This is a genomic window from Ensifer sp. Root31 (genome assembly GCF_001424825.1).
GTDB lineage: Bacteria > Pseudomonadota > Alphaproteobacteria > Rhizobiales > Rhizobiaceae > Ensifer > Ensifer canadensis.
This window is the reverse complement of record NZ_LMCO01000066.1, coordinates 167,167-187,210: the sequence shown is the minus strand read 5'-3', so window position 1 is coordinate 187,210 and position 20,044 is coordinate 167,167. Positions and strand designations below refer to the sequence as shown.

The 20,044-nt window shown below is 62.0% G+C and carries 15 protein-coding genes and 1 pseudogene; 7 read left to right on the top strand and 9 right to left on the bottom strand.

Features of this window, described 5'->3' with window-relative positions:
* Window positions 1-24 precede the first annotated feature (24 nt).
* Both mprF and ASD00_RS35160 read left to right on the top strand, forming a co-directional pair.
* Window positions 25-2,634 (top strand): bifunctional lysylphosphatidylglycerol flippase/synthetase MprF, encoded by a 2,610-nt coding sequence (mprF, locus tag ASD00_RS35165; RefSeq protein ID WP_057211446.1) that lies wholly within the window; start codon window positions 25-27, stop codon window positions 2,632-2,634.
* A complete protein-coding gene (locus tag ASD00_RS35160; protein WP_025426494.1) occupies window positions 2,631-4,016 on the top strand; it encodes an AcvB/VirJ family lysyl-phosphatidylglycerol hydrolase in 1,386 nt (461 codons plus the stop codon). Before mprF ends, ASD00_RS35160 begins: the two co-directional genes overlap by 4 nt.
* A 7-nt stretch (window positions 4,017-4,023) precedes the next feature.
* On the opposite strand, the gene purN is transcribed toward ASD00_RS35160, so the two are convergent.
* Together purN and purM are read right to left on the bottom strand one after the other, a co-directional pair.
* On the bottom strand, window positions 4,024-4,695 hold the full coding sequence (gene purN, locus ASD00_RS35155) for a phosphoribosylglycinamide formyltransferase (protein ID WP_025426495.1): 672 nt from the start codon (window positions 4,693-4,695) through the stop codon (window positions 4,024-4,026).
* Window positions 4,695-5,765, bottom strand: a complete 1,071-nt coding sequence (gene purM, locus ASD00_RS35150) for a phosphoribosylformylglycinamidine cyclo-ligase (protein ID WP_025426496.1) — start codon at window positions 5,763-5,765, stop codon at window positions 4,695-4,697. The genes purN and purM overlap by 1 nt, the downstream gene beginning before the upstream one ends.
* A gap of 260 nt (window positions 5,766-6,025) precedes the next feature.
* On the opposite strand from purM, the gene ASD00_RS35145 reads away from it, so the two are divergent.
* The 4 genes from ASD00_RS35145 (at window position 6,026) to ppx (ending at window position 11,651) form a co-directional block, all read left to right on the top strand.
* Entirely contained in the window at window positions 6,026-7,147 is a 1,122-nt protein-coding gene (locus ASD00_RS35145; protein WP_038575993.1) for an AI-2E family transporter, read from the top strand.
* A gap of 27 nt (window positions 7,148-7,174) precedes the next feature.
* The gene (gene hdaA, locus ASD00_RS35140) at window positions 7,175-7,864 is read left to right on the top strand and encodes a DnaA regulatory inactivator HdaA (protein ID WP_025426497.1); all 690 of its coding nucleotides are present in this window, start codon (window positions 7,175-7,177) and stop codon (window positions 7,862-7,864) included.
* 65 nt (window positions 7,865-7,929) lie between these two features.
* The gene (locus ASD00_RS35135; RefSeq protein ID WP_025426498.1) at window positions 7,930-10,116 is read left to right on the top strand and encodes an RNA degradosome polyphosphate kinase; all 2,187 of its coding nucleotides are present in this window, start codon (window positions 7,930-7,932) and stop codon (window positions 10,114-10,116) included.
* Window positions 10,117-10,127: 11 nt separating this feature from the next.
* Window positions 10,128-11,651: an exopolyphosphatase gene (gene ppx, locus ASD00_RS35130; RefSeq protein ID WP_025426499.1), complete on the top strand. Its 1,524-nt coding sequence runs from the start codon at window positions 10,128-10,130 to the stop codon at window positions 11,649-11,651.
* Window positions 11,652-11,710: 59 nt separating this feature from the next.
* Here the strand turns inward: ppx and ASD00_RS35125 are convergent, their stop codons facing one another.
* The 3 genes and pseudogenes from ASD00_RS35125 to ASD00_RS42195 all read right to left on the bottom strand — a co-directional run.
* Window positions 11,711-13,069 carry an esterase-like activity of phytase family protein gene (locus ASD00_RS35125; RefSeq protein ID WP_057211444.1) on the bottom strand — a complete coding sequence of 453 codons (1,359 nt, stop codon included), beginning with the start codon at window positions 13,067-13,069 and terminating at the stop codon, window positions 11,711-11,713.
* A gap of 206 nt (window positions 13,070-13,275) precedes the next feature.
* Window positions 13,276-13,641, bottom strand: a complete 366-nt coding sequence (locus ASD00_RS42200) for an AraC family transcriptional regulator (protein ID WP_239637567.1) — start codon at window positions 13,639-13,641, stop codon at window positions 13,276-13,278.
* Window positions 13,642-13,715: 74 nt separating this feature from the next.
* A pseudogene (locus tag ASD00_RS42195) lies at window positions 13,716-14,171 on the bottom strand (AraC family ligand binding domain-containing protein); the annotation flags it as partial.
* Here ASD00_RS42195 and ASD00_RS35115 point away from each other — a divergent pair.
* Entirely contained in the window at window positions 14,170-14,577 is a 408-nt protein-coding gene (locus ASD00_RS35115) for a DUF2000 family protein (RefSeq protein WP_057211443.1), read from the top strand. The pseudogene ASD00_RS42195 and the gene ASD00_RS35115 sit on opposite strands and share 2 nt — an antisense overlap.
* A gap of 3 nt (window positions 14,578-14,580) precedes the next feature.
* Here ASD00_RS35115 and ASD00_RS35110 read toward each other — a convergent pair whose 3' ends face one another.
* The 4 genes from ASD00_RS35110 to ASD00_RS35095 form a co-directional block, all read right to left on the bottom strand.
* A complete protein-coding gene (locus tag ASD00_RS35110; RefSeq protein WP_025426502.1) occupies window positions 14,581-15,627 on the bottom strand; it encodes an adenylate/guanylate cyclase domain-containing protein in 1,047 nt (348 codons plus the stop codon).
* A gap of 172 nt (window positions 15,628-15,799) precedes the next feature.
* On the bottom strand, window positions 15,800-16,951 hold the full coding sequence (gene rnd / locus ASD00_RS35105; RefSeq protein WP_038575996.1) for a ribonuclease D: 1,152 nt from the start codon (window positions 16,949-16,951) through the stop codon (window positions 15,800-15,802).
* Between the two features lie 78 nt (window positions 16,952-17,029).
* Window positions 17,030-18,430, bottom strand: a complete 1,401-nt coding sequence (locus ASD00_RS35100; protein WP_025426503.1) for a multicopper oxidase family protein — start codon at window positions 18,428-18,430, stop codon at window positions 17,030-17,032.
* A 103-nt stretch (window positions 18,431-18,533) separates the two neighbouring features.
* Window positions 18,534-19,772 (bottom strand): MFS transporter, encoded by a 1,239-nt coding sequence (locus ASD00_RS35095; RefSeq protein WP_025426504.1) that lies wholly within the window; start codon window positions 19,770-19,772, stop codon window positions 18,534-18,536.
* Window positions 19,773-20,044: the final 272 nt, after the last annotated feature.

Sequence of the window (20,044 nt, the reverse complement as noted above, 5' to 3'; positions counted from 1 at the left end):
CTTCATCAATGACATGGGCAACCCATGACGTCCTCCCTTACGGAACGTGCAGCCAACGACGATCAGCAGATCGAGGTAGGATGGAGACCCTTTCTGCGCCGTAACCGGCGCTATCTGCAGGCACTTGCGACATTGCTGGTGATCGCCCTCTTCGGGTTGGCGATCTTTCATCTGACCTCCGAAGTGCAGTACGGCGACGTGGTCCAGGCGCTTGCAGATACCAGCTGGACCTCTGTCGCCGCGGCGGTGTTCTTCACCGCCTTGAGCTTTTTCGCGCTCACCTTCTACGATGTCGGCGCGCTTGATTACGTCAGGCGCAAGCTGCCCTATGCCGATGTCGCGTTGACGGCGGCCTGCGCCTATGCGGTCGGCAACACGGCCGGCTTTGGCGCCTTGAGTGGCGGCGCCATCCGCTACCGGTCCTATTCGCGGCTGGGCATCGAGCCGGAAAACATCGCCCGGATCATCGCCTTCGTGACGCTCGCCTTCGGCCTTGGGCTTTTGACGGTCACGTGCCTGAGCCTGCTCGCCGTCGGCGAATATGTGGCGCCCTTGACGGGTCTTAACCCCTTCTGGCTGCGGATGATCGCGGTTGCCATTCTCGGCGTCGTGCTCGCTGTCTTCGTCAAGGCGCGTGACGGTCATGAGGTCAGCCTCGGGCGCTTCACACTGCGCCTGCCGGATTCGCGCACCTCCTCGCGCCAGTTCCTCGTCACGGCGCTGGATCTGGCGGCATCGGCGACGGTGCTCTACGTGCTGCTTCCGGCGGGCACAATCGGTTGGCCCGCCTTCCTGGCGATCTATTCGCTTGCCGTCGGTATCGGCGTTCTCAGCCATGTTCCGGCCGGGCTCGGCGTCTTCGAGACGATCATCATCGCCACGCTCGGTCACAGCGCCGATGTCGACACGATCCTCGGTGCGCTGGTTCTCTACCGTGTCATTTATCACGTGCTGCCGCTGCTGATCGCGATCGCGGTTGTCATCGGCACCGAGCTTCGTCAGCTTTCCGGCCATCCCGTCGCCTCCAGCGTGCGCCGTATCGGCGGCCGTATCACGCCGCTTCTCCTGGCAACACTCGGCATCGTGCTGGCGATCATGCTGGTGCTGTCGAGCGTCACGCCGACGCCGGATGAGAATCTCGCCTTCCTCGAGGGTCTGCTGCCGCTGCCGATCGTCGAGGGCGCGCACTTTCTGGCAAGCTTGCTCGGCCTTGCGCTCGTCATCGTCTCGCGCGGGCTCGCACAGCGGCTCGATGGCGCCTGGTGGGCGTCGGTCGCAATCGCCGTTGCCGCACTGCTGCTTTCGCTGATCAAGGCGATCGCGCTGGTCGAGGCCGGCATGCTTGCCTTCTTTCTCGTCGGTCTCCTCGCCAGCCGCCGTCTGTTTGTTCGGCCGGCTTCGCTCTTCGGCCAGGCGCTGACGCTGCCGTGGTTGACGGCACTCGGGGTGATCTGCCTGGGTGGGCTGGTCGTCCTGCTGTTCGTCTATCGCGACGTCGAATACAGCCATGAACTCTGGTGGCAGTTCGAATTCTCTGCCGAGGCGCCGCGCGGCCTGCGTGCGCTTCTGGGTGTGACGATCGGCGCCAGCGCTGTTGCCATCTGGAGCCTGATGCGCCCGGCGGCCTCAGGCGCGGAGCCGGCAACCGACGATGCCATGGAGCGGGCATTGGCGATCGTCGAGGCGCAGGACATGTCCGATGCCAATCTGGTGCGCATGGGAGACAAGAGCCTGATGTTTTCCGCCGATGGTCGCGCCTTCATCATGTATGGCCAGCGCGCCCGCTCGTGGATCGCGCTGTTCGACCCGGTGGGGCCGGTCGATGCCTGGCCGGAACTGATCTGGCAGTTCTTCGAGAGGGCCCGCGCCAGCGGCTGCCGCGCGGTGTTCTATCAGGTTTCGCCACTTGGGCTCGCCTACTATGCCGATGCGGGACTTCGCGCCTTCAGGCTCGGCGAGCTCGCCCATGTCGATCTCGCCCGTTTCGAGATGAAGGGCGGCAAGTGGGCCAATCTGCGCCAGCAGGTCAGCCGCGCCCAGCGCGACGGGCTGGAGTTCAAAATGGTGGCTCCAGCAGACGTTCCGGCGATCATGGGCGAATTGACGGCGATTTCCGATGCATGGCTTGCCCATCACAATGCCAAGGAAAAGGGTTTTTCGCTTGGGGCTTTCGATCCTGAGTATCTGGCCGAACAGCCGGTCGCGATCCTCACCTACGAGGGACGGATCGTCGCCTTCGCCAATATCCTGGTGACGGCAACCAAGCAGGAAGGCACCGTCGATCTCATGCGCTTCTCGCCGGATGCCCCCAAGGGATCGATGGATTTCCTGTTCGCGAAGGTGATGGAATATCTGAAGGCCGAGGGGTACCGGACCTTCAATCTTGGCATGGCGCCGCTGTCTGGTATGTCCTCGCGCCAGATCGCGCCGGTCTGGGATCGGGCAGGGCGAACCTTCTTCGAGCACGGCGAACGCTTCTACAATTTCAAGGGACTTCGCGCCTTCAAGTCGAAGTTCCACCCCCATTGGCAGCCGCGCTATCTCGTGGCGAGCGGCGGCATCAATCCGATCCTTGCCTTGATGGATGTAACATTCCTGATCGGCGGCGGCCTCAAGGGAGTGATGAAGAAATGATGCGGATCCCGATGATCTGGAAGCCTCTGGCAGGTGCCGCCCTTCTCGCCATCGCGACGGTTGCACCGGCTTTAGGGCAGGAGACGGCGGCGACCTACGACACCGGCATGATCCCGGCACCCCATATCCTCGTCCCGAAGGACAAGGCATCCGCCCTTGTTGTTCTGCTGTCCAATGCGGATGGCTGGAGCGACAAGGAAGATGCGGTCGCTCGCGCCCTTGTCGACGACAAGGCGGTCGTCATCGGTATCGACCTCAAGGCCTATCTTGCCTCGCTCGCCAAGGACGACGGCGACTGCATCTACACGGTGTCGGATATCGAAGCGTTGAGCCAGCAGGTCCAGCGCGTCCTCAAGAGCGATGCCTACCTCCCGCCGATTGTGGCCGGGGTCGGAGCGGGCGGGGCCATGGCGCTGGCCATCGCCGCACAGACGCCGGCTGCGACCATCGGCCAGACGCTTGCGGTCGATCCGGAGGAAGGCGTTGCGCTGACGAAGCAGCTCTGCACGCCGGCGGAGAAGACCTTGAAGGCCGATCGCATGGTGTACGGCCTGACGGACGGTGCCCTGCCGGACCCGATCTCCGTCGTCTTTACGCCGACGGCATCCGACGACGGCCGAAGCCATGTGGCTAAACTCATCGAAAAACACCCTGATATCACGCAGGAAGACAGCGACGACGAAGCCTATGCGGCGCTATCAGGTCATCTGACGGATCTGATCGACAGCGAGAGCGCGGCAGACAATCCATTCGGCTTGCCCCTGACGGTGCTCGATACCAAGCCGACACGCGACACCATGGCGGTGATCTATTCCGGCGATGGCGGCTGGCGCGATATCGACAAGCAGGTCGGAGACGTCCTGCAGCAGCAAGGTGTCCCTGTCGTCGGCATCGATTCTCTGCGTTATTTCTGGTCCGAGCGCGAACCGCAGGCGACGGCCGACGATCTCGCCAAGGTGATGAGCTACTATCGCAAGCGCTGGAACGTCCGCAATGTTCTCTTGATCGGTTACTCCTTCGGTGCCGATATCCTGCCACGCACTTTCAATCTGCTCCCGCCCGCAGAGCGCGCCCATGTGCGGCAGGTCACGCTGATGGCGCTATCGCATCAGGTCGACTACAAGATTTCGGTGCTTGGCTGGCTCGGCGCGGCCGGGCAGGGCGATGGCGGCGATCCGCTCGACGATATCAAGCACATCGACCCCTCTTTGGTGCAGTGCATTCACGGCACCGAGGAAGAAGACGACGCCTGCCCTGACCTGAAGGGCGCGGGCGTCGATGTCGTCGCGATCGAAGGCGGTCACCATTTCGACGAGGACTATCCCGCCTTGACCCGGCGTGTGCTCGACGCGCTCGACCGGCGGTTGGCTTCGGCAAAGTAGTGGTGGTTTATACGGCCGGCGAAATCAGAGTTGAAGACGCGGGCACGGGACTGATGCCCTGCGTGACGACCCGTCCGTCTTCCATCCAGGCTTTGCCTTCCGCCAGCAGCCTGAGCGCCATCGGATAGGTGCGGTGCTCGACCGTCAGCACGCGAGCGGCAAGGGTGTCGGCCGTGTCGCCGTCGACAACCGGTACGACCGCCTGCGCGACGATCGGACCCTCATCCATGCCCTCGGTGACGAAATGCACCGTACATCCCGCCACTTTCACGCCGGCGTCAATGGCGCGCTGATGGGTGTGGAGACCCGGAAAGAGCGGCAGAAGCGACGGATGAATGTTGATGATCCGGCCTTCGTGGCGCTGGATGAAGTTCGCCGACAACAGCCGCATATAGCCGGCAAGGCAGATAATATCGGGAGACAGCCGCTCGAGTTCGGCAAGGACCGCCGCCTCGTGCGCATCCTTGCTGTCGAAATCCTTGCGAAGGAACGCATAGGTTGGGATGCCGAGCGCTGCAGCCTTGGCAAGGCCTCCGGCATCGGCCTTGTCGGCAATCACTGCGACGATCTCGGCCGGAAAACCAGGCTCGGCGGCAGCTTTGGCCAGCGAAAGCATGTTGGAGCCGCCGCCCGAGATCAAGACGACGACTTTTTTCCTGCCTGCCGTCACGTCGTTCATCATAGGGCGAGGCTGCCCTTGTAGATCGTGCCATGCGCGCCTTCGGCGCGGGCAACCATGCGGCCGAGCGTGAAGACGGTTTCGCCCTCGGCTTCCAGCACGGCTGCAACGTCCTGCGCCTTTTCCGCCGGAACGACGGCGATCATGCCGACGCCGCAGTTGAACGTGCGCAGCATTTCGTTGGCCGCGACGCCGCCGGTCTGGGCAAGCCAGGAGAAGACCTTCGGCGCCTTGATGGCGTCGAGATCGATCTCGGCTGCAAGATGCTTCGGCAGCACGCGCGGAATGTTCTCGGGGAACCCGCCGCCGGTGATATGCGCCAGCGCCTTGATCGAGCCGGTTTCGCGGATCGCCTTCAGGAGCGGCTTCACATAGATGCGCGTCGGCGTCATCAGGAGATCGGCAAGCGTGCCTTCACCAAACGGGGCAGGTGCATCCCAGGCAAGACCCGACAGCGCGACGATCTTGCGAACGAGAGAGTAACCGTTGGAGTGAACGCCTGACGATGCAAGGCCGAGGATGACGTCGCCTTCACCAATGTCACCCGCTGGAAGCAGCTGGCCGCGTTCGGCCGCACCGACAGCGAAGCCGGCAAGGTCATAGTCGCCTCCGGAATACATGCCCGGCATTTCCGCGGTCTCGCCACCGATCAATGCGCAACCGGATTGGCGGCACCCGGCGGCAATGCCGGCAACGATTGCGGCACCCTGATCGGGATCGAGCTTGCCCGTGGCGAAATAGTCGAGGAAGAACAGCGGCTCGGCACCCTGGACCACCAGGTCGTTGACGCACATGGCAACGAGGTCGATGCCAACGGTGTCGTGCTTGTTGGCGTCGATGGCAATCTTGAGCTTGGTGCCGACACCGTCATTGGCGGCAACGAGCACCGGGTCGGTGAAACCGGCGGCCTTCAGGTCGAACAGGCCGCCGAAGCCGCCGATCTCGCCGTCGGCACCCGGGCGCCGGGTCGAGCGCACATGCGGCTTGATTTTCTCCACCATCAGATTGCCGGCATCGATATCCACGCCTGCGTCACTGTAGGTGAGGCCGTTCTTTCCCGACTGGCTCATGCTGGTTCTCCAAGGCTGGTCGCGCGACAGGTATTTTGCGGATGCGATTGGCACGATGGGCAAGGGAGTGCAAGCCGACAGCCTGCCTTCTCGGCCTTTTTTCAACATTTTGCCCATATCCCACCGGCAAGAACGGTATGGAGGGTTCAATTTACCGGGCTGAGAAGCACGCGGACTTGACCGGTGCGCGCCACGCCACCTATCTCCTCATACAGAATATGATGCGGTAAAGGCATGCTTGGCGTGTTACGGGGAACACCATGGACATAAAAGTCAGCGGTTCGGGACTACAGCGCCAGGTTATCTTCTGGCTGCTGGTGCTCGCCGCCTTCATCGCCTTCCTGATGGTTTTCAGCTCGATCCTGCTGCCGTTCCTCGCGGGCATGGCACTGGCCTATTTCCTCGACCCGGTCGCCGACCGCCTTGAGCGCCTCGGCCTCAGTCGGCTGATGGCGACGGTGGTGATCCTCATCGGCTTCGTGGTGATCTTCGCCCTGTCGCTGATGATCATCATCCCGGTGATCTTCACCCAGGCCGCCGACTTCATTCAGAAGATGCCCGGTTACATCTCCAAGCTGCAGGCGCTGTTGACCGACAGCCAGTCGACGCTGCTGCCACAATGGCTGGCGGACCAGATGACGGCGATCAAGCAGAATTCAGCCAAGCTTTTGGAGCAGGGCGCGAGCTTCCTCGGCACGTTGTTCCAGCAGCTCTGGAACTCTGGCATGGCGCTGCTCGACATTCTGTCGCTGTTCGTGATCACGCCGGTCGTCGCCTTCTATCTGCTGCTCGACTGGGACCGGATGGTCAACCGGGTCGATAGCTGGGTTCCGCGCGACTATGTCAGCGTCGTCCGCCAGATCGCCCGGGACATGAACACGACGATCGCCGGCTTCGTTCGCGGCCAGGGCTCGCTCTGCATCATCCTCGGCCTTTACTATGGCATCGGCCTGTCGCTCGTCGGTCTCAATTTCGGCCTGCTGATCGGCCTCTTTGCCGGCATGATCAGCTTTATCCCCTATGTCGGATCGATGGTCGGTCTGGTGCTGGCCGTCGGCGTCGCGCTTGTACAGTTCTGGCCCGATTATCTCTGGATCGGGCTTGTCGCTGCCATCTTCTTCAGCGGCCAGTTCCTCGAAGGCAACATCCTGCAGCCCAAGCTGGTGGGCAAGAGCGTCGGCCTGCATCCGGTCTGGCTGATGTTCGCGCTTCTTGCCTTCGGTGCCCTCTTCGGTTTCGTCGGGCTTCTGGTTGCGGTTCCCGCGGCCGCCGCCATCGGCGTGCTTGTTCGCTTCGGCATCCAGCGATACCTTGATAGCGATCTCTACCATGGGCATGGAAAGGTCGCGGCGAAGAAGGCAAAGGGCAGTCAGCCCGGCTGATAGTCCCATCCTTGTCCCGAGTACAGCATGACAAAACGTCCCTTCGAACAACTGCCTCTGGCATTCGACCACGACCCGGCAACGGGTCGTGAGGATCTGCTCGTTTCCGATCGGTTGAGCGCGGCGATCGCGATCGTCGATCACTGGCCAGACTGGCCGTCGCCGGTTGTCATCATCGCCGGCCCGATCGGTTCCGGAAAATCGCATCTCGCCAGCATCTGGAAGGAGAGGGCGGGCGCGCGGGCGATCCACCCGGTTGCGGACTCGGATGTGGCGTTGATCGCCGCCAACGGTCCTGTGCTGTTCGAGGATGCCGACCGTCAGGGGTTCGACGACACCACCCTGTTTCATGTCATCAACAGCGTTCGCCAGCATGGCACGGGCCTCTTGATGACCTCGCGCCTGTGGCCGATGTCCTGGCCGGTCGTTCTTCCGGACCTGCGCTCGCGCCTGAAAGCAGCAACCGTCGTCGAGATCGGCGAGCCCGACGATGAGTTGTTGACGCAGGTATTGATCAAGCTCTTTGCCGATCGCCAGCTTTTCATCGACGAAAGGCTCGTCGGCTATATCGTCCAGCGCATGGAACGCTCGCTCGAGGCTGCCCAGACGATCGTCGAACGCATCGACAGGCTGGCACTCGCCCGCGGCGTCAAGCTGACCCGATCGCTTGCCGCCGAAGTCCTGGAAGAGCTTGGAAATCAACGCCATTCCGATTGATTGTCACAGTTCCGTCGTCAAACTGTTATAGTTCCTGCATGCGAAGAAATGGGGTCTGACCGGTAATGGATAATGCGACGTCTGCGGTGAATGAGAACAAACAGGCCGCGGAGGAGCTAGACCTGCTCTCCAGCCCGGAACGGTTCATCAATCGCGAATTTTCGTGGCTGCAATTCAATCGCCGCGTGCTTGAGGAGACCCTGAACACGGCGCATCCGCTCCTGGAGCGTGTCCGCTTTCTGTCGATTTCGGCCGCCAACCTTGATGAGTTCTTCATGGTGCGCGTCGCCGGCCTCGAGGGCCAGGTGCGGCAGGGGCTCGCCATGCGGTCGCCTGATGGCAAGACGCCGGCCGAACAGCTCGAAGACATCCTCAAGGAAATCGACAACCTGCAGATGGAGCAGCAGGCGTCGCTCGCCGTCCTGCAGCAGTATCTGGCCAAGGAAGATATCCTCATCGTCCGCCCGGCGTCCTTGTCGGCGCAGGACAAAAGCTGGCTTGCCAACGAATTCGACCAGGCGATCTTTCCGGTGCTGACGCCGCTGTCGATCGACCCGGCGCATCCGTTCCCGTTCATCCCGAACCTCGGGTTCTCGATGGGCCTGCAGCTCGTCAGCAAGACCGGCCGTGAGCCAATGACGGCGCTCTTGCGCCTGCCGGTGGCGCTCGACCGCTTCATCCGCCTGCCCGATTTCAAGAACGTCATCCGCTACATCACGCTCGAAGACATGGTCAGTCAGTTCATCGAACGGCTGTTCCCAGGCTACGAGGTCAAGGGCTCGGGCACGTTCCGCATCATCAGAGACAGCGATATCGAAGTCGAAGAAGAGGCCGAAGATCTGGTGCGCTTCTTCGAAACGGCGCTGAAGCGTCGTCGTCGCGGATCGGTGATCCGCATCGAGCTCGATTCGGAAATGCCCGCTTCGCTGCGCCAGTTCGTCGTTCAAGAACTCAGCGTTCCGGAAAACCGCGTCGCCGTTTTGCCGGGGCTTCTGGCGCTGAACACGCTGTCGGAAATCACCAAGGCGCCGCGCGACGATCTGCGCTTTGAACCTTACAATCCGCGCTTCCCCGAGCGCGTGCGCGAACACGCCGGCGATTGTTTTGCCGCGATCCGCGAAAAGGACATGGTGGTCCACCACCCCTATGAGTCCTTCGACGTCGTGGTGCAGTTCCTGCTGCAAGCGGCGCGCGATCCGGAAGTGGTCGCCATCAAGCAGACGCTCTACCGTACCTCGAACGACAGTCCGATTGTGCGCGCGCTTGTCGACGCTGCCGAAGCCGGAAAGTCCGTGACGGCGCTGGTCGAACTGAAGGCCCGCTTCGATGAGGAAGCCAACATCCGCTGGGCGCGCGACCTGGAGCGCGCCGGCGTGCAGGTGGTCTTCGGGTTCATCGAACTCAAGACCCATGCCAAGATGTCGATGGTGGTGCGTCGCGAAGAGGGCCGGTTGCGCACCTATTGCCACCTCGGCACCGGCAACTACCATCCGGTCACGGCGAAGATCTACACTGACCTGTCATTCTTCACCTGCAACCCGGTCATCGCCCATGACATGGCGAACATCTTCAACTTCATCACCGGTTACGGCGAGCCGGAAGCCGGCATGAAGCTGGCGGTTTCGCCGCACACGCTTCGCCCCCGCATCCTCAAGCATATCGAGGAGGAGATCGAGCACGCCAAGGCCGGCCGGCCTGCGGCGATCTGGATGAAGATGAACTCGCTCGTCGATCCGGAAATCATAGACGCGCTCTACAAGGCAAGCCGTGCCGGGGCTGAAGTCGACCTGGTGGTACGCGGCATCTGCTGCCTGAGGCCGCAGGTGCCGGGGCTGTCCGACAATATTCGTGTCAAGTCCATCGTCGGCAGATTCCTTGAACATTCCCGCATATTCTGCTTCGGCAACGGTCACGGCCTTCCATCGGAGAATGCGCTTGTCTATATCGGCTCGGCGGATATGATGCCGCGAAATCTGGACCGGCGGGTTGAGACGCTTGTGCCTCTTATCAACCGGACTGTGCACGAACAGGTACTTTCGCAGATCATGCTGGGCAATCTCATCGATAACCAGCAGAGCTACGAAATTCTTCCCGACGGTACGTCTCGCCGGATGGAAGTCGGCAAGGACGCCGAACCTTTCAACGCGCAGCACTATTTCATGACCAATCCCAGCCTCTCCGGCCGGGGTGAAGCCCTGAAGTCCAGTGCACCGAAGCTGATTGCCGGCTGGAAGAGCAGCTGGCACAAGTAAAACGGAATTGCATGGTCGAATCTGAAGCGCAGGGGCGTCTGCCCGGCATCCGCCCGGTTTCCGTTGTGGATATCGGCTCCAACTCCATTCGCCTTGTCGTCTACGAAGGCCTGAGCCGCGCTCCGGCCATGCTGTTCAACGAGAAGGTCATGTGCGGTCTGGGCAAGGGCATCGATGCCACCGGACGCATGGACGAGGAGAGCGTCGAGCGCGCTCTCCGGGCGCTGCATCGCTTTCATGCGCTGTCGCAGCAGGCGCGTGCGACCTCCATGTATGTTCTGGCCACCGCAGCCGCTCGCGAGGCGAGCAACGGACCTGCCTTCATCGAGAAGGCCGAGGCGATCCTCGGCCACAAGGTGCGCATCCTCACCGGCGAAGAGGAAGCCTATTTCTCCGCCATGGGCATCGTCAGCGGCTATCACGACCCTGATGGAGTGGTCGGTGACCTTGGCGGTGGCTCGCTGGAACTTGTCGAGGTCAGCGGCACAAAGATCGGCAAGGGCATCACCCTGCCGCTCGGGGGTATCCGCCTCTTCGAGCATAGCGGCGGCTCGCTGCCGAAGGCTCGCACCTGGGTGCGCAAATTCATGAAAAGCTCGCCGGTGCTGAAGACCGGCACCGGCCGCACCTTTTATGCCGTCGGCGGCACCTGGCGCTCGATCGCCAAGCTGCACATGGAAATCCGAAACTATCCGCTGCATATGATGCAAGGCTACGAGATCTCCTACGACGAGGCGATGGCGCTGCTGCCGGAGGTGATCGAGCCGAGGAACATCAAGCCATCGGCCTATGCGACGATCTCCAAAAGCCGCCGCAGCCTGCTTCCCTTTGGCGCGATCGCGATGCAGGAAGCACTGTCGATCATGAAGCCGGAGCGGATTTCGTTCTCGGCGCTCGGCGTGCGCGAAGGCTATCTCTTCTCTCTGCTGAACGAGAGCGAGCGTGCGCAGGATCCGCTGCTGACCGCCGCCGGCGAAATCGCCATCCTGCGGGCGCGTTCCCCCGAGCATGCCCGCGAACTTGCCGACTGGACCGGCCGCATGGTGCCGTTCTTCGGCGTCGAGGAAACCGAAGAGGAAAGCCGCTATCGCCAGGCTGCCTGCCTGCTCGCCGATATCAGCTGGCGCGCCCATCCGGACTATCGCGGTCTGCAGGCGCTGAACATCATCGCCCACTCGACCTTCTCCGGCATCACCCATGCGGGGCGGGCCTATATCGCGCTCGCCAACTACTATCGCTTCGAAGGCCTGAACGACGATGGCGCGACCGGCGCACTGACCGGCATTACCACGCCGCGACTGCTGGAACTGGCGAAACTGCTCGGCGGCCTGCTGCGCGTCGCCTATCTGTTCTCGGCGTCGATGCCGGGCGTGGCGAGGAATCTGACCTTCCGCAAATCGTCCCTGCCGGATGTCGATCTGGAGATCGTCGTGCCTGCGGCCTATTCGGAATTTGCCGGCGAGCGCCTCGACGGACGGCTGCAGCAGCTCGGCAAGCTGACCGGCAGAAGATTGGCGTTCCAGTTCGAGAGCTGAACGCACTCAGATCTTTGACGAAGGGGCGCGCGGACGCAAATCCGCGCGCCCTTTTTTGATTATTCGGCTTTCAAGAATTCGCCGACTTCGAGCAGAACGAACTCGTTGTCGTCGGCCTTATCAAGCGCCCGGCCGGCCGAGAACGGCAGGTTGTTGTCATTGCCGACGATGATGTGCGTGTCATCGACGCGATCGACGTTTTCGATCGTCACGAACGGCATGTCGTAATAGCCGTCACCACCGCCCTGGCGCTTCTTGTTGTCGGGGTCGGCGATCTTCAGGAGGTCGATGTAACCGATCTTGCGGACGGCCTTGCCGACATTGCTGTCATCGAAGGCAATCTTGTAGACACGTTTCACCTTCGAGCCGACGGCAAAGCAATCCGGCTTCGGATCCTTCGGATCGGCGCAGGCCTTGTCGAGCGTGCCCGCGCCGTTGTCGCGTTCGATCACCAGTGCCGTCTTGTCGTCGAGCATGTTGAAGTCGCCGATTGCCTCGCCGCCTTCGGCCAGCGGATAGAGCCAGCTGCGGCCCGTCCAGGCCTTGGCTGCGACATCGAGTTCGATGACGCGTAGTGTCGGACGGCCATCGGCCTGTTCCACGGTTTCGCTGTCGGTCCAGATCGGCCCTTCGAGCAGACCGTAGAGCTTGGAGCCGTCCTTCGACAGTGCCATGCCTTCATAGCCGCCGGAGCGCTTCAGGTTGAAGGCGGGTGTCTTCTTCGACGGATCGCCCTGCAGTGTCAGGGTCGGATTGTCGGGCGACATAACCGGCTTGCCGTCAACTGTTGTCGCGATGACGTCGGTCAGCTTGCCGTCGACATCGAATTTCAGGATATAGGGACCGAATTCTTCCCCGACCCAGAAGCCGTCGGCGACCGGCTGGATCGACTCAACGTCGAAGTCAGCGCCGGTCAGGTAGCGCTTGTCGGAACCTTCTATGACGATCGGGAAGGGGGCCTTGCGGTCCGGGTCGGTGAGGAACAGTGTTTTCAGCGCCTCGACCTTGCCGGCGTCCCAGTCCATCTTCACGTGGTGCAGCATCAGCATGGCATCGGTTGAGTTCAGCTTGTTGCCGAAGCCGTTGTCGGAAAGGCTCCAGAAGGTGCCGTCTTCCATGGCCCTGATGCCGGAGAAGCCCTGCATCGGCTGGCCGTTGAACGGCAGTGAAAGGCCGGTCGGGCGCACGCCATCCTTGCCGGGCACGGTGCCGAGCGCGTCAGCGCGCTTGCGGTCCGCCGTGGTGAATTTGCCCGATGTCTTCAGGTATTCCGGTGCGTCGGACTGTGCTGCCAGGATCGTGTTTGCCGGTAGGATCGCATGTGCCTTCAGGGTTGCGGGAAAGGCCTTTTCCTCGGCCAGGACGGTCGTCGTCATCAAAAGTGTGAGCGCCGCAGCGGCGAGAAGCGTTTTGGTCATGAAAGTCACCGTGGGTTGGATGCCAAAGTACGGGAACCCGATAGGCGGCTTTGATGACGGTTGGGTGATGCTTGGCTTACAGGCTGGTGAAGCTTTGATGACAGACGAAAGGCGCTGCGCCCGAGGGGAGAAACTCGCCGAGTTCGAATTGTTGCGCGTGACCGGACACTGGTTCCGGGCCGCAACGACCCAGCGGCGCCGGTGCTTCAGCCGGCGAGCGCCAGGCTCGCCCAGCGCCCGGGCGTTACACCGTAGGCACGTTTGAAATGGCGGGTGAAATGGGCCTGGTCGGCAAAGCCGGTTTCGAGCGCGGCACCTGCCAGGCTGTGACCGGCGGCAATCATCCGGCGCGCCTGCTCCAGCCGCCGCATCAGAAGGTAGCGGTGCGGGCTGGTGCCGAGAACCTTGCGGAACTGGCGGGCGAGGGTGAAGCGATCAAGGCCGCTGACGGCCTCGAGTTCCTGCGAGCCGACCGGGCGATCGAGGTTGGCTTTGAGATAGTCCGTCGCCTCGAAACCGCCCGCTTGGCCGACCTGCCGGCAGCCTTGCTTGTCGTGCCGGCATGGCGGCACAAGCCTTCTGCAATGCGTGTAAGAATGTCGTCGAGCGCGAGTTCGTCAATACCGCCGTCGAGATCCATGACGGCCTCGCCGATCGCCTGGCGCAGGGCCACGTCACCAACAACCGGGGCGGCTATGATGGGCAAGGCGCCGCCACTGTCGCCAAGCGCCGCGATCAATCGCTCCGGCTGCAGATACATCATCCTGTAGCGAAGCGTCGCTTCCGTGCCCGCGCCGCCATCGTGCAGTTCGTCGGGGTGAATGATGATGATGCTTCCAGGCGTGCTGTAGCGGCTCTCGCCACGATACTGGAAGGTCTGGATGCCGCCAAGCGTCACGCCAAGCGCATAGGTGTCGTGGCGATGCGGCTCGAAGACCTTGCCGTGCAGCCGGGCCTCGATGCGCTCTATGCCGTCCACCGGTGCCGCGACGCGGATGCCATCGCCCGGCGATCCGCACAATCGTTCAAGATTGATCGCTGCGTCCTCGGTTAAGGCCTCCTTGGGCACGCCCTGATGTCCTGAAATGGAGATACCCGTCATGTTCGACACCAAGTTTGCGATCGTTTTGCGCGACGATCTGGCCACCTGGCAGAAGCTGAACGTCACCGCGTTTCTGGCAACCGGCATCGCCGGGCAGAAACCGGCGATTATCGGCGAACCCTATCGCGACGGCGCCGGCCACATCTACAACGCTCTGAGCGTTCAGCCGATCATCGTGTTATCGGCAGATGGTGCGACGCTTGGCAATATTCAACGCCGTGCGATCGAAAGGGAAATACAAACCTCTGTTTATGTCGATGCGATGTTTTCGACCGGCCACGACAGTGCCAACCGCGCGGTCTTCGCCGAAACGCGACCCGACGGCGCGAAGGTCGCCGGCATCGCCATTCATGCCGACAAGAAGCTGGTCGACAAGATCACCAAGGGTGCAAAACTGCACGGTTGACGGCTAATTGACAGCCACTGGCGGTGCAGGCGTGCCCCCGGCCCGAAGCGCCAGGACGCCGAGCTTCTGCCCGCGTCCCTTCACGGCGTGCTCGCCAAGATCTTCCACGCGGACATAGTGCGGCAGCCGCATCTTGCGGGCGAGGTCGGTGGAAATCAGCACCTGATGGTTCAGTGACTTGCACAGGCCTTCGAGGCGAGCGGTGGTGTTCACCGTGTCGCCGAAATAGGTGATCTTGTGTTTGTCGACGCCAATTTCCGCGGCGACGATGGTGCCGCCATGAAGCGCTGCCCGTAGGCGCGGAACCTCGCCGAACTCCTTGCGCCAACGGTGGGCGCCGGCTTCGATCTCTTCGAGAATGTCGAAAACGCAGTGCACGCAGGCGGCGTTTTTGACAGCACGGTCGAAGGGCCAGGTAATCACGGCCGCGTCGCCGACATAGTCGTCGATCGCGCCGCGATAGCGCAGTACGGGGTCGGCAAGTGTTGCAAACAGCTTGCTGAGATATTCCTGCATCCTGAGATCGCCGTATCGCTCGGCATAGGCGGTGGAGCCGGCAAGATCGATGAAGAGGAAGACGCGCTCCTCCTGCATCGGCTTGCGATAGCGCCCGGTCAAAAGGCTCAGAAACACGTCACGGCCCAACAGTTCGCGCACGCGAAGCGCGAAAACGATCGAGCCCGAGACCGCCAGGGCGAACAGAAGCGCCGTGCTTGAGGGGACGACCGCGTCCTTCCAATCCGCGTCTATTTGCCCGCTCATCTGCATCAGGAAGCCGGCGACGCCGTAGCCCAGCTCGATAAACACCAGATAGACGGCGATCGAAGCGAGGAAGAAAGCGGGCGTCGAATAGGAATGGATCTTGCGGTTGAGACGCCGGAGAATGATGCGCCGTTCAAAGGCGAGGATCGGGACGCAGACGCACAATGCGTACGTGGCGCCGATCAATCCGCCGCCACCGTCGAAGGCGATCGTCGCATAGATGGCGCCGGCGCTACTGACGATCAACAGCAGCAAAATTCCCTCGAACATGGAGAAACGCCAGCGCATGCGGAAGAGCCTCGAACCCGGACAACGAAGAAAAAACGCGTCGGACACCCTGGTTGTCGTGTCACGCGTCAGCGCTCTGATGTCTGCTCGACGCGATTGCGAATCAGTCCCGCTGCAGGGCCTTGGCTAGAGCCGGATTCGGGCGGAAAGTTGTTGTCCGCCCGTCCGTTTTTCAGTCACCGATTTCCATCGCTTCGATCTTCTTGTCGACGAAGCGCAGAGCCACTTCACCATTGATCAATTTCAGTGCCGTATCGCCGAACAGCTCGCGCCGCCACCCCTTGAGCGCGCCGACATCGGCGTTCTCGCCCTCGGCGGCGATCTTGTCGAGATCCTCGCTGTTGGCGATGATCTTGGCAGCCACGCCCTGCTTCTCGGCGATCAGCTTCAACAGCACCTTCAGCATTTCGGTGGCGGCGGCTGCGCCTTCAGGTGTATGGCTCTGCCGCGGCAGCCGTGGCAGGTCGGTCTTGGGGATGGCGAGCGCTTCGTTGACCGCCTCGATCAGCGCAGCCCCGGCGCTCGATCGTTCCCAGCCCTTCGGAATGGTTCGCAGCCGCGCCAGCGCCTCGGTGTCCTTCGGCTGCTGCTGCGCGACTTCATAGATCGCATCGTCCTTGATGATACGCCCGCGCGGAACGTTGCGGTTGCGTGCCTCGCGTTCACGCCAGGCTGCGACCTTCTGCAGCACGGCAAGCTCGATCGGCTTCTTGACGCGCATTTTCAGGCGCTGCCAGGCATCGTCCGGGTGCAGGTCGTAGGTATCGCGGGCTTCGAGGATCGCCATTTCCTCGGAAAGCCATAGCGAGCGGCTTTCGCGCTCGAGCTGCGCATTCAGGTACTGATAGATGTCGCGCAGATGCGTGACATCGGCCAGCGCGTAATCGAGCTGTTTCTCGGTCAGCGGCCGCCGGCTCCAATCGGTGAAGCGCGAGGACTTGTCGATCTGCTCGCCCTTGATGCGGTTGACGAGCTGGTCATAGGAGACGCTGTCGCCGAAGCCGCAGACCATGGCCGCAACCTGGGTGTCGAAGATCGGATGCGGAATCAGATTGCCGAGATGGAAAATGATCTCGATATCCTGGCGCGCGGCATGGAAGACCTTGATCACGTCGGGGTTGGCCATCAACGCGAAGAACGGCGTGAGATCGATGCCCTTGGCCATCGGGTCGACGATGACGGCCATATCCGGGTTTGCCATCTGGATCAGGCAAAGCTCTGGCCAGAAGGTGGTCTCACGCAGGAATTCCGTGTCTATCGTAATATAACTTGAGCGGGCCAGCTGCTGGCAGGCGGCCTCTAGATCTGCGGTTGTTTCAATCATCGGATTTAAATCACTGTGGCAAAAATGCGGCTAGGTTTTTCGTGTAGCCCTTCATGCCATCCGTCACAATCGAAAATCTCAAACCACCTTGAAATAACCGGTCATGCCGGTCTTCTGGTGCTCGATGATGTGGCAATGGAACACCCAATCGCCAAGATTGTCGGCGACGAGCGCGATTTCCGCCTGTTCGTCGGGCAAAAGCAGGATGGTGTCCGTCGGTGGTGGCAGGAAGGTCCGCTTGTTCGAATTGAGAATTCGGAAGCTCATGCCATGCAGGTGGATCGGATGGGCATGCGGCGTCCGATTGGCGATCTGCAGGACATAGCTCTTGCCGAGCTTCATCTCCTCGATCGGCGCGATCGGATCGGGCGTGTCGCCCGGCCACGGTACCTTGTTGATTGCCCAGAAGGTGTAGCCGAGCGAGCCGCAGATCGACGGCGTCGCCTTGTGTTCTGCCGTGGCCGTCAGATCGATCGGAACGCGAGTGGCAACCGACAGGTCCGCCTCGGCGATCGGATTGGCGGGAAGGGCAGCCACATCGCGGATATCGCGCTTCAAGGATTGGCCCGTTGCGCGGAAATTGGCGATCGTCCAGGGATGCGAGCCACGCAGATTGCCGAGCTTCACCGTCGCACCTTCGTTGTCGGGCATCCTGACGACGAGGTCGATGCGCTGGCCCGGGCCGACGTCGTAGCGGTCGAGCGGGAAGGGCTTGTCGACCGGATTTGCATCTAGCGCGACGACCATGGCCTCCGCCCCCTCCAGGCCGACCGTATATATCCGCGTGACATCCGTCGCCGCGATACGGACCCGCACGAGGCCGCCGGCCGGCGCGTCGTAGCTCGGCTCCTGCTGCCAGTTTGCGGTGCGAACCGTGCCGTAGGTGCCGCCGCGCGCAGCGTCCCTCGGTTTGAACGGGTCGATGAAAACGCCGCCTTTGCCGAGCCGCCAGTCGCGCAGGTTCAAGACGATCTCGGCGTCGAATACTGGATCATCCGGGTTCTCGACGACGATGACGCCGGTCAGCCCGCTTCCCATCTGCGTCAGCGTATTGCAGTGGGGGTGATACCAGAAGGTGCCGGCATCCGGCGGCGTGAAGATGTAGTCGAAGGGATCGCCCGGATAGACATAGGGCTGGGTCATCTCGGGCACGCCGTCCATGGCATTGGGTATGCGAAGTCCGTGCCAGTGGACAGTCGTCGGTTCGTCGAGCTTGTTGATCAGTCTTGCGGCATAGGGCTCGCCCATGCGCATCCGCAAGACAGGCGGCATGCCGTTAGTGGTCGCATCGCCCAGCCCGTAGGTCATCACCTTGGGTGTCACGCCATCTGAGGCGATCTGTGCCTGCGTCAGCTGTGCCGTCAGGACCTGCGGATCCGGTGCCGCACCGGCGCGTGCCGCCATGCCGGCTCCGAATGCGAAGGCGCCTCCCAAAGCGGCAGAGCCCTGGAGGAACGTACGGCGGCTGATCAGGGACATTTTGGCAATCTCGGCAACTGGATAGGACGACTGCTCGGTTTTTAAACCTGATCGCCGCAATCAGCAATTCTTTGCCGCAGGCACATCTTGCCGCAGGTTGGTATCAGTCGTCTTTGCGGGCGTGGTTGCCGCCGGCGAGCTTGTTGAAGAACGATGAGGTCCGCAGCAGGTTGCGGAAAGGCATGACGCGCGCTTCCGCGGGAACGCCGCTGCGCGCTGTCATGCGCCTGACCGTGTAGAGCATGAAGAGGAAGAGGATCGCGGCGGTATAGATGAACAGCGCCTGCGGACCGAAAATTTCGAGCAGGAAAGAGGCAAACAGCGGGCCGATGATGGCGCCGAGCGACCAGAAGAACAGCATGCCCGCCGATACCAGCGCATGCTGACCTTCCGCCGCATGGTCGTTGGCATGGGCCGAACAGAGCGAATAGAGCGGCATGGCGAAGGCGCCGAAGAGGAAGATACCGGCGAAATTGAGCCACTCATCATTGCCGGCGCCAAACGCAAGGAAAAGTCCGGCGAGCAATGATCCGAGGGTGGCGATCAGGATGATCAGGCGCCGATCGATCTGGTCCGAGTAATGGCCGAGCGGATATTGCAGCACCACGCCGCCGATGATGCCGGCGCTCATGAAAGTGGCGATTGCCGTCACCGAGAGGCCGATCCCCTGCGCGTAGATGGGGCCTAGCGAGCGGAAGGCGGCGTTGGTGAGGCCGACGACGATGCAGCCGACGGTCGCGAGCGGCGAGATGTTCCAGAGCGCCTTGACGTCGAAGCGGATCGCTTCCGGCGCCACCGGGCTCGACCGGTCGGCAAAGGAAATCGGCACGAGCGACAAAGTCAATGCCATCGAGATGATCGCGAAGAGTTCGAAGCCGCCGATACCGACGCCGGGAATGATATATTGGGCCGCGGTGACCGAGCCGAGATCGACCAGACGATAGACGGAAAGCGTGCGCGCGCGGTTAGTATTGGTGACGCTGGCATTCAGCCAGCTTTCGACGGTCGCAAAAAGACAGGCGAAAGCGATACCGGCGACGAGCCGCATCAGGAACCACATGAACGGATTGATGATCAGCACCATGGCGATCGCCGCCGCCGACGCGATCGCTGCCATCGCCGAGAACGTGCGGATATGGCCGATCGAGCGCAGGATGCGCGTGACATAGACGCAGCCGAGCGCGAAGCCGATGTTGTAGCCGGCGCCGATGACACCGATCAGCGAGGTCGAAAAGCCTTCTTCCAGCGCCCGCAGCGAAATGAAGGTGCCTTGTAGTCCGTTGCCACCGATGAGGATGCCTGCGGTGACGAGAAGCGGAATGAGCGGACGAATTTGCGACATGGGGCAGGCGACTTCCGAATGGTGCTCGCGAGTCGGATAAGGCGGACCCATTATGTGTAGCGGCGCATTCCCGTGGCGCACAGTCGCGAATTGTGACGATATCCGTTCTTTTCGCGCCGTTTGGGCGAATGCACTTGTCTCAAGCCCATGAATAGGGTCGAACTTGTCCCGGTTGAGCGGCGCTTCCCTCGGGGAGCGCGGAGGTCTCGGCTTGACAAAGCCGGCGCATCATGCGCTTTTCCGCCCGATTTTGATCATGTTGCCGCGCGCCG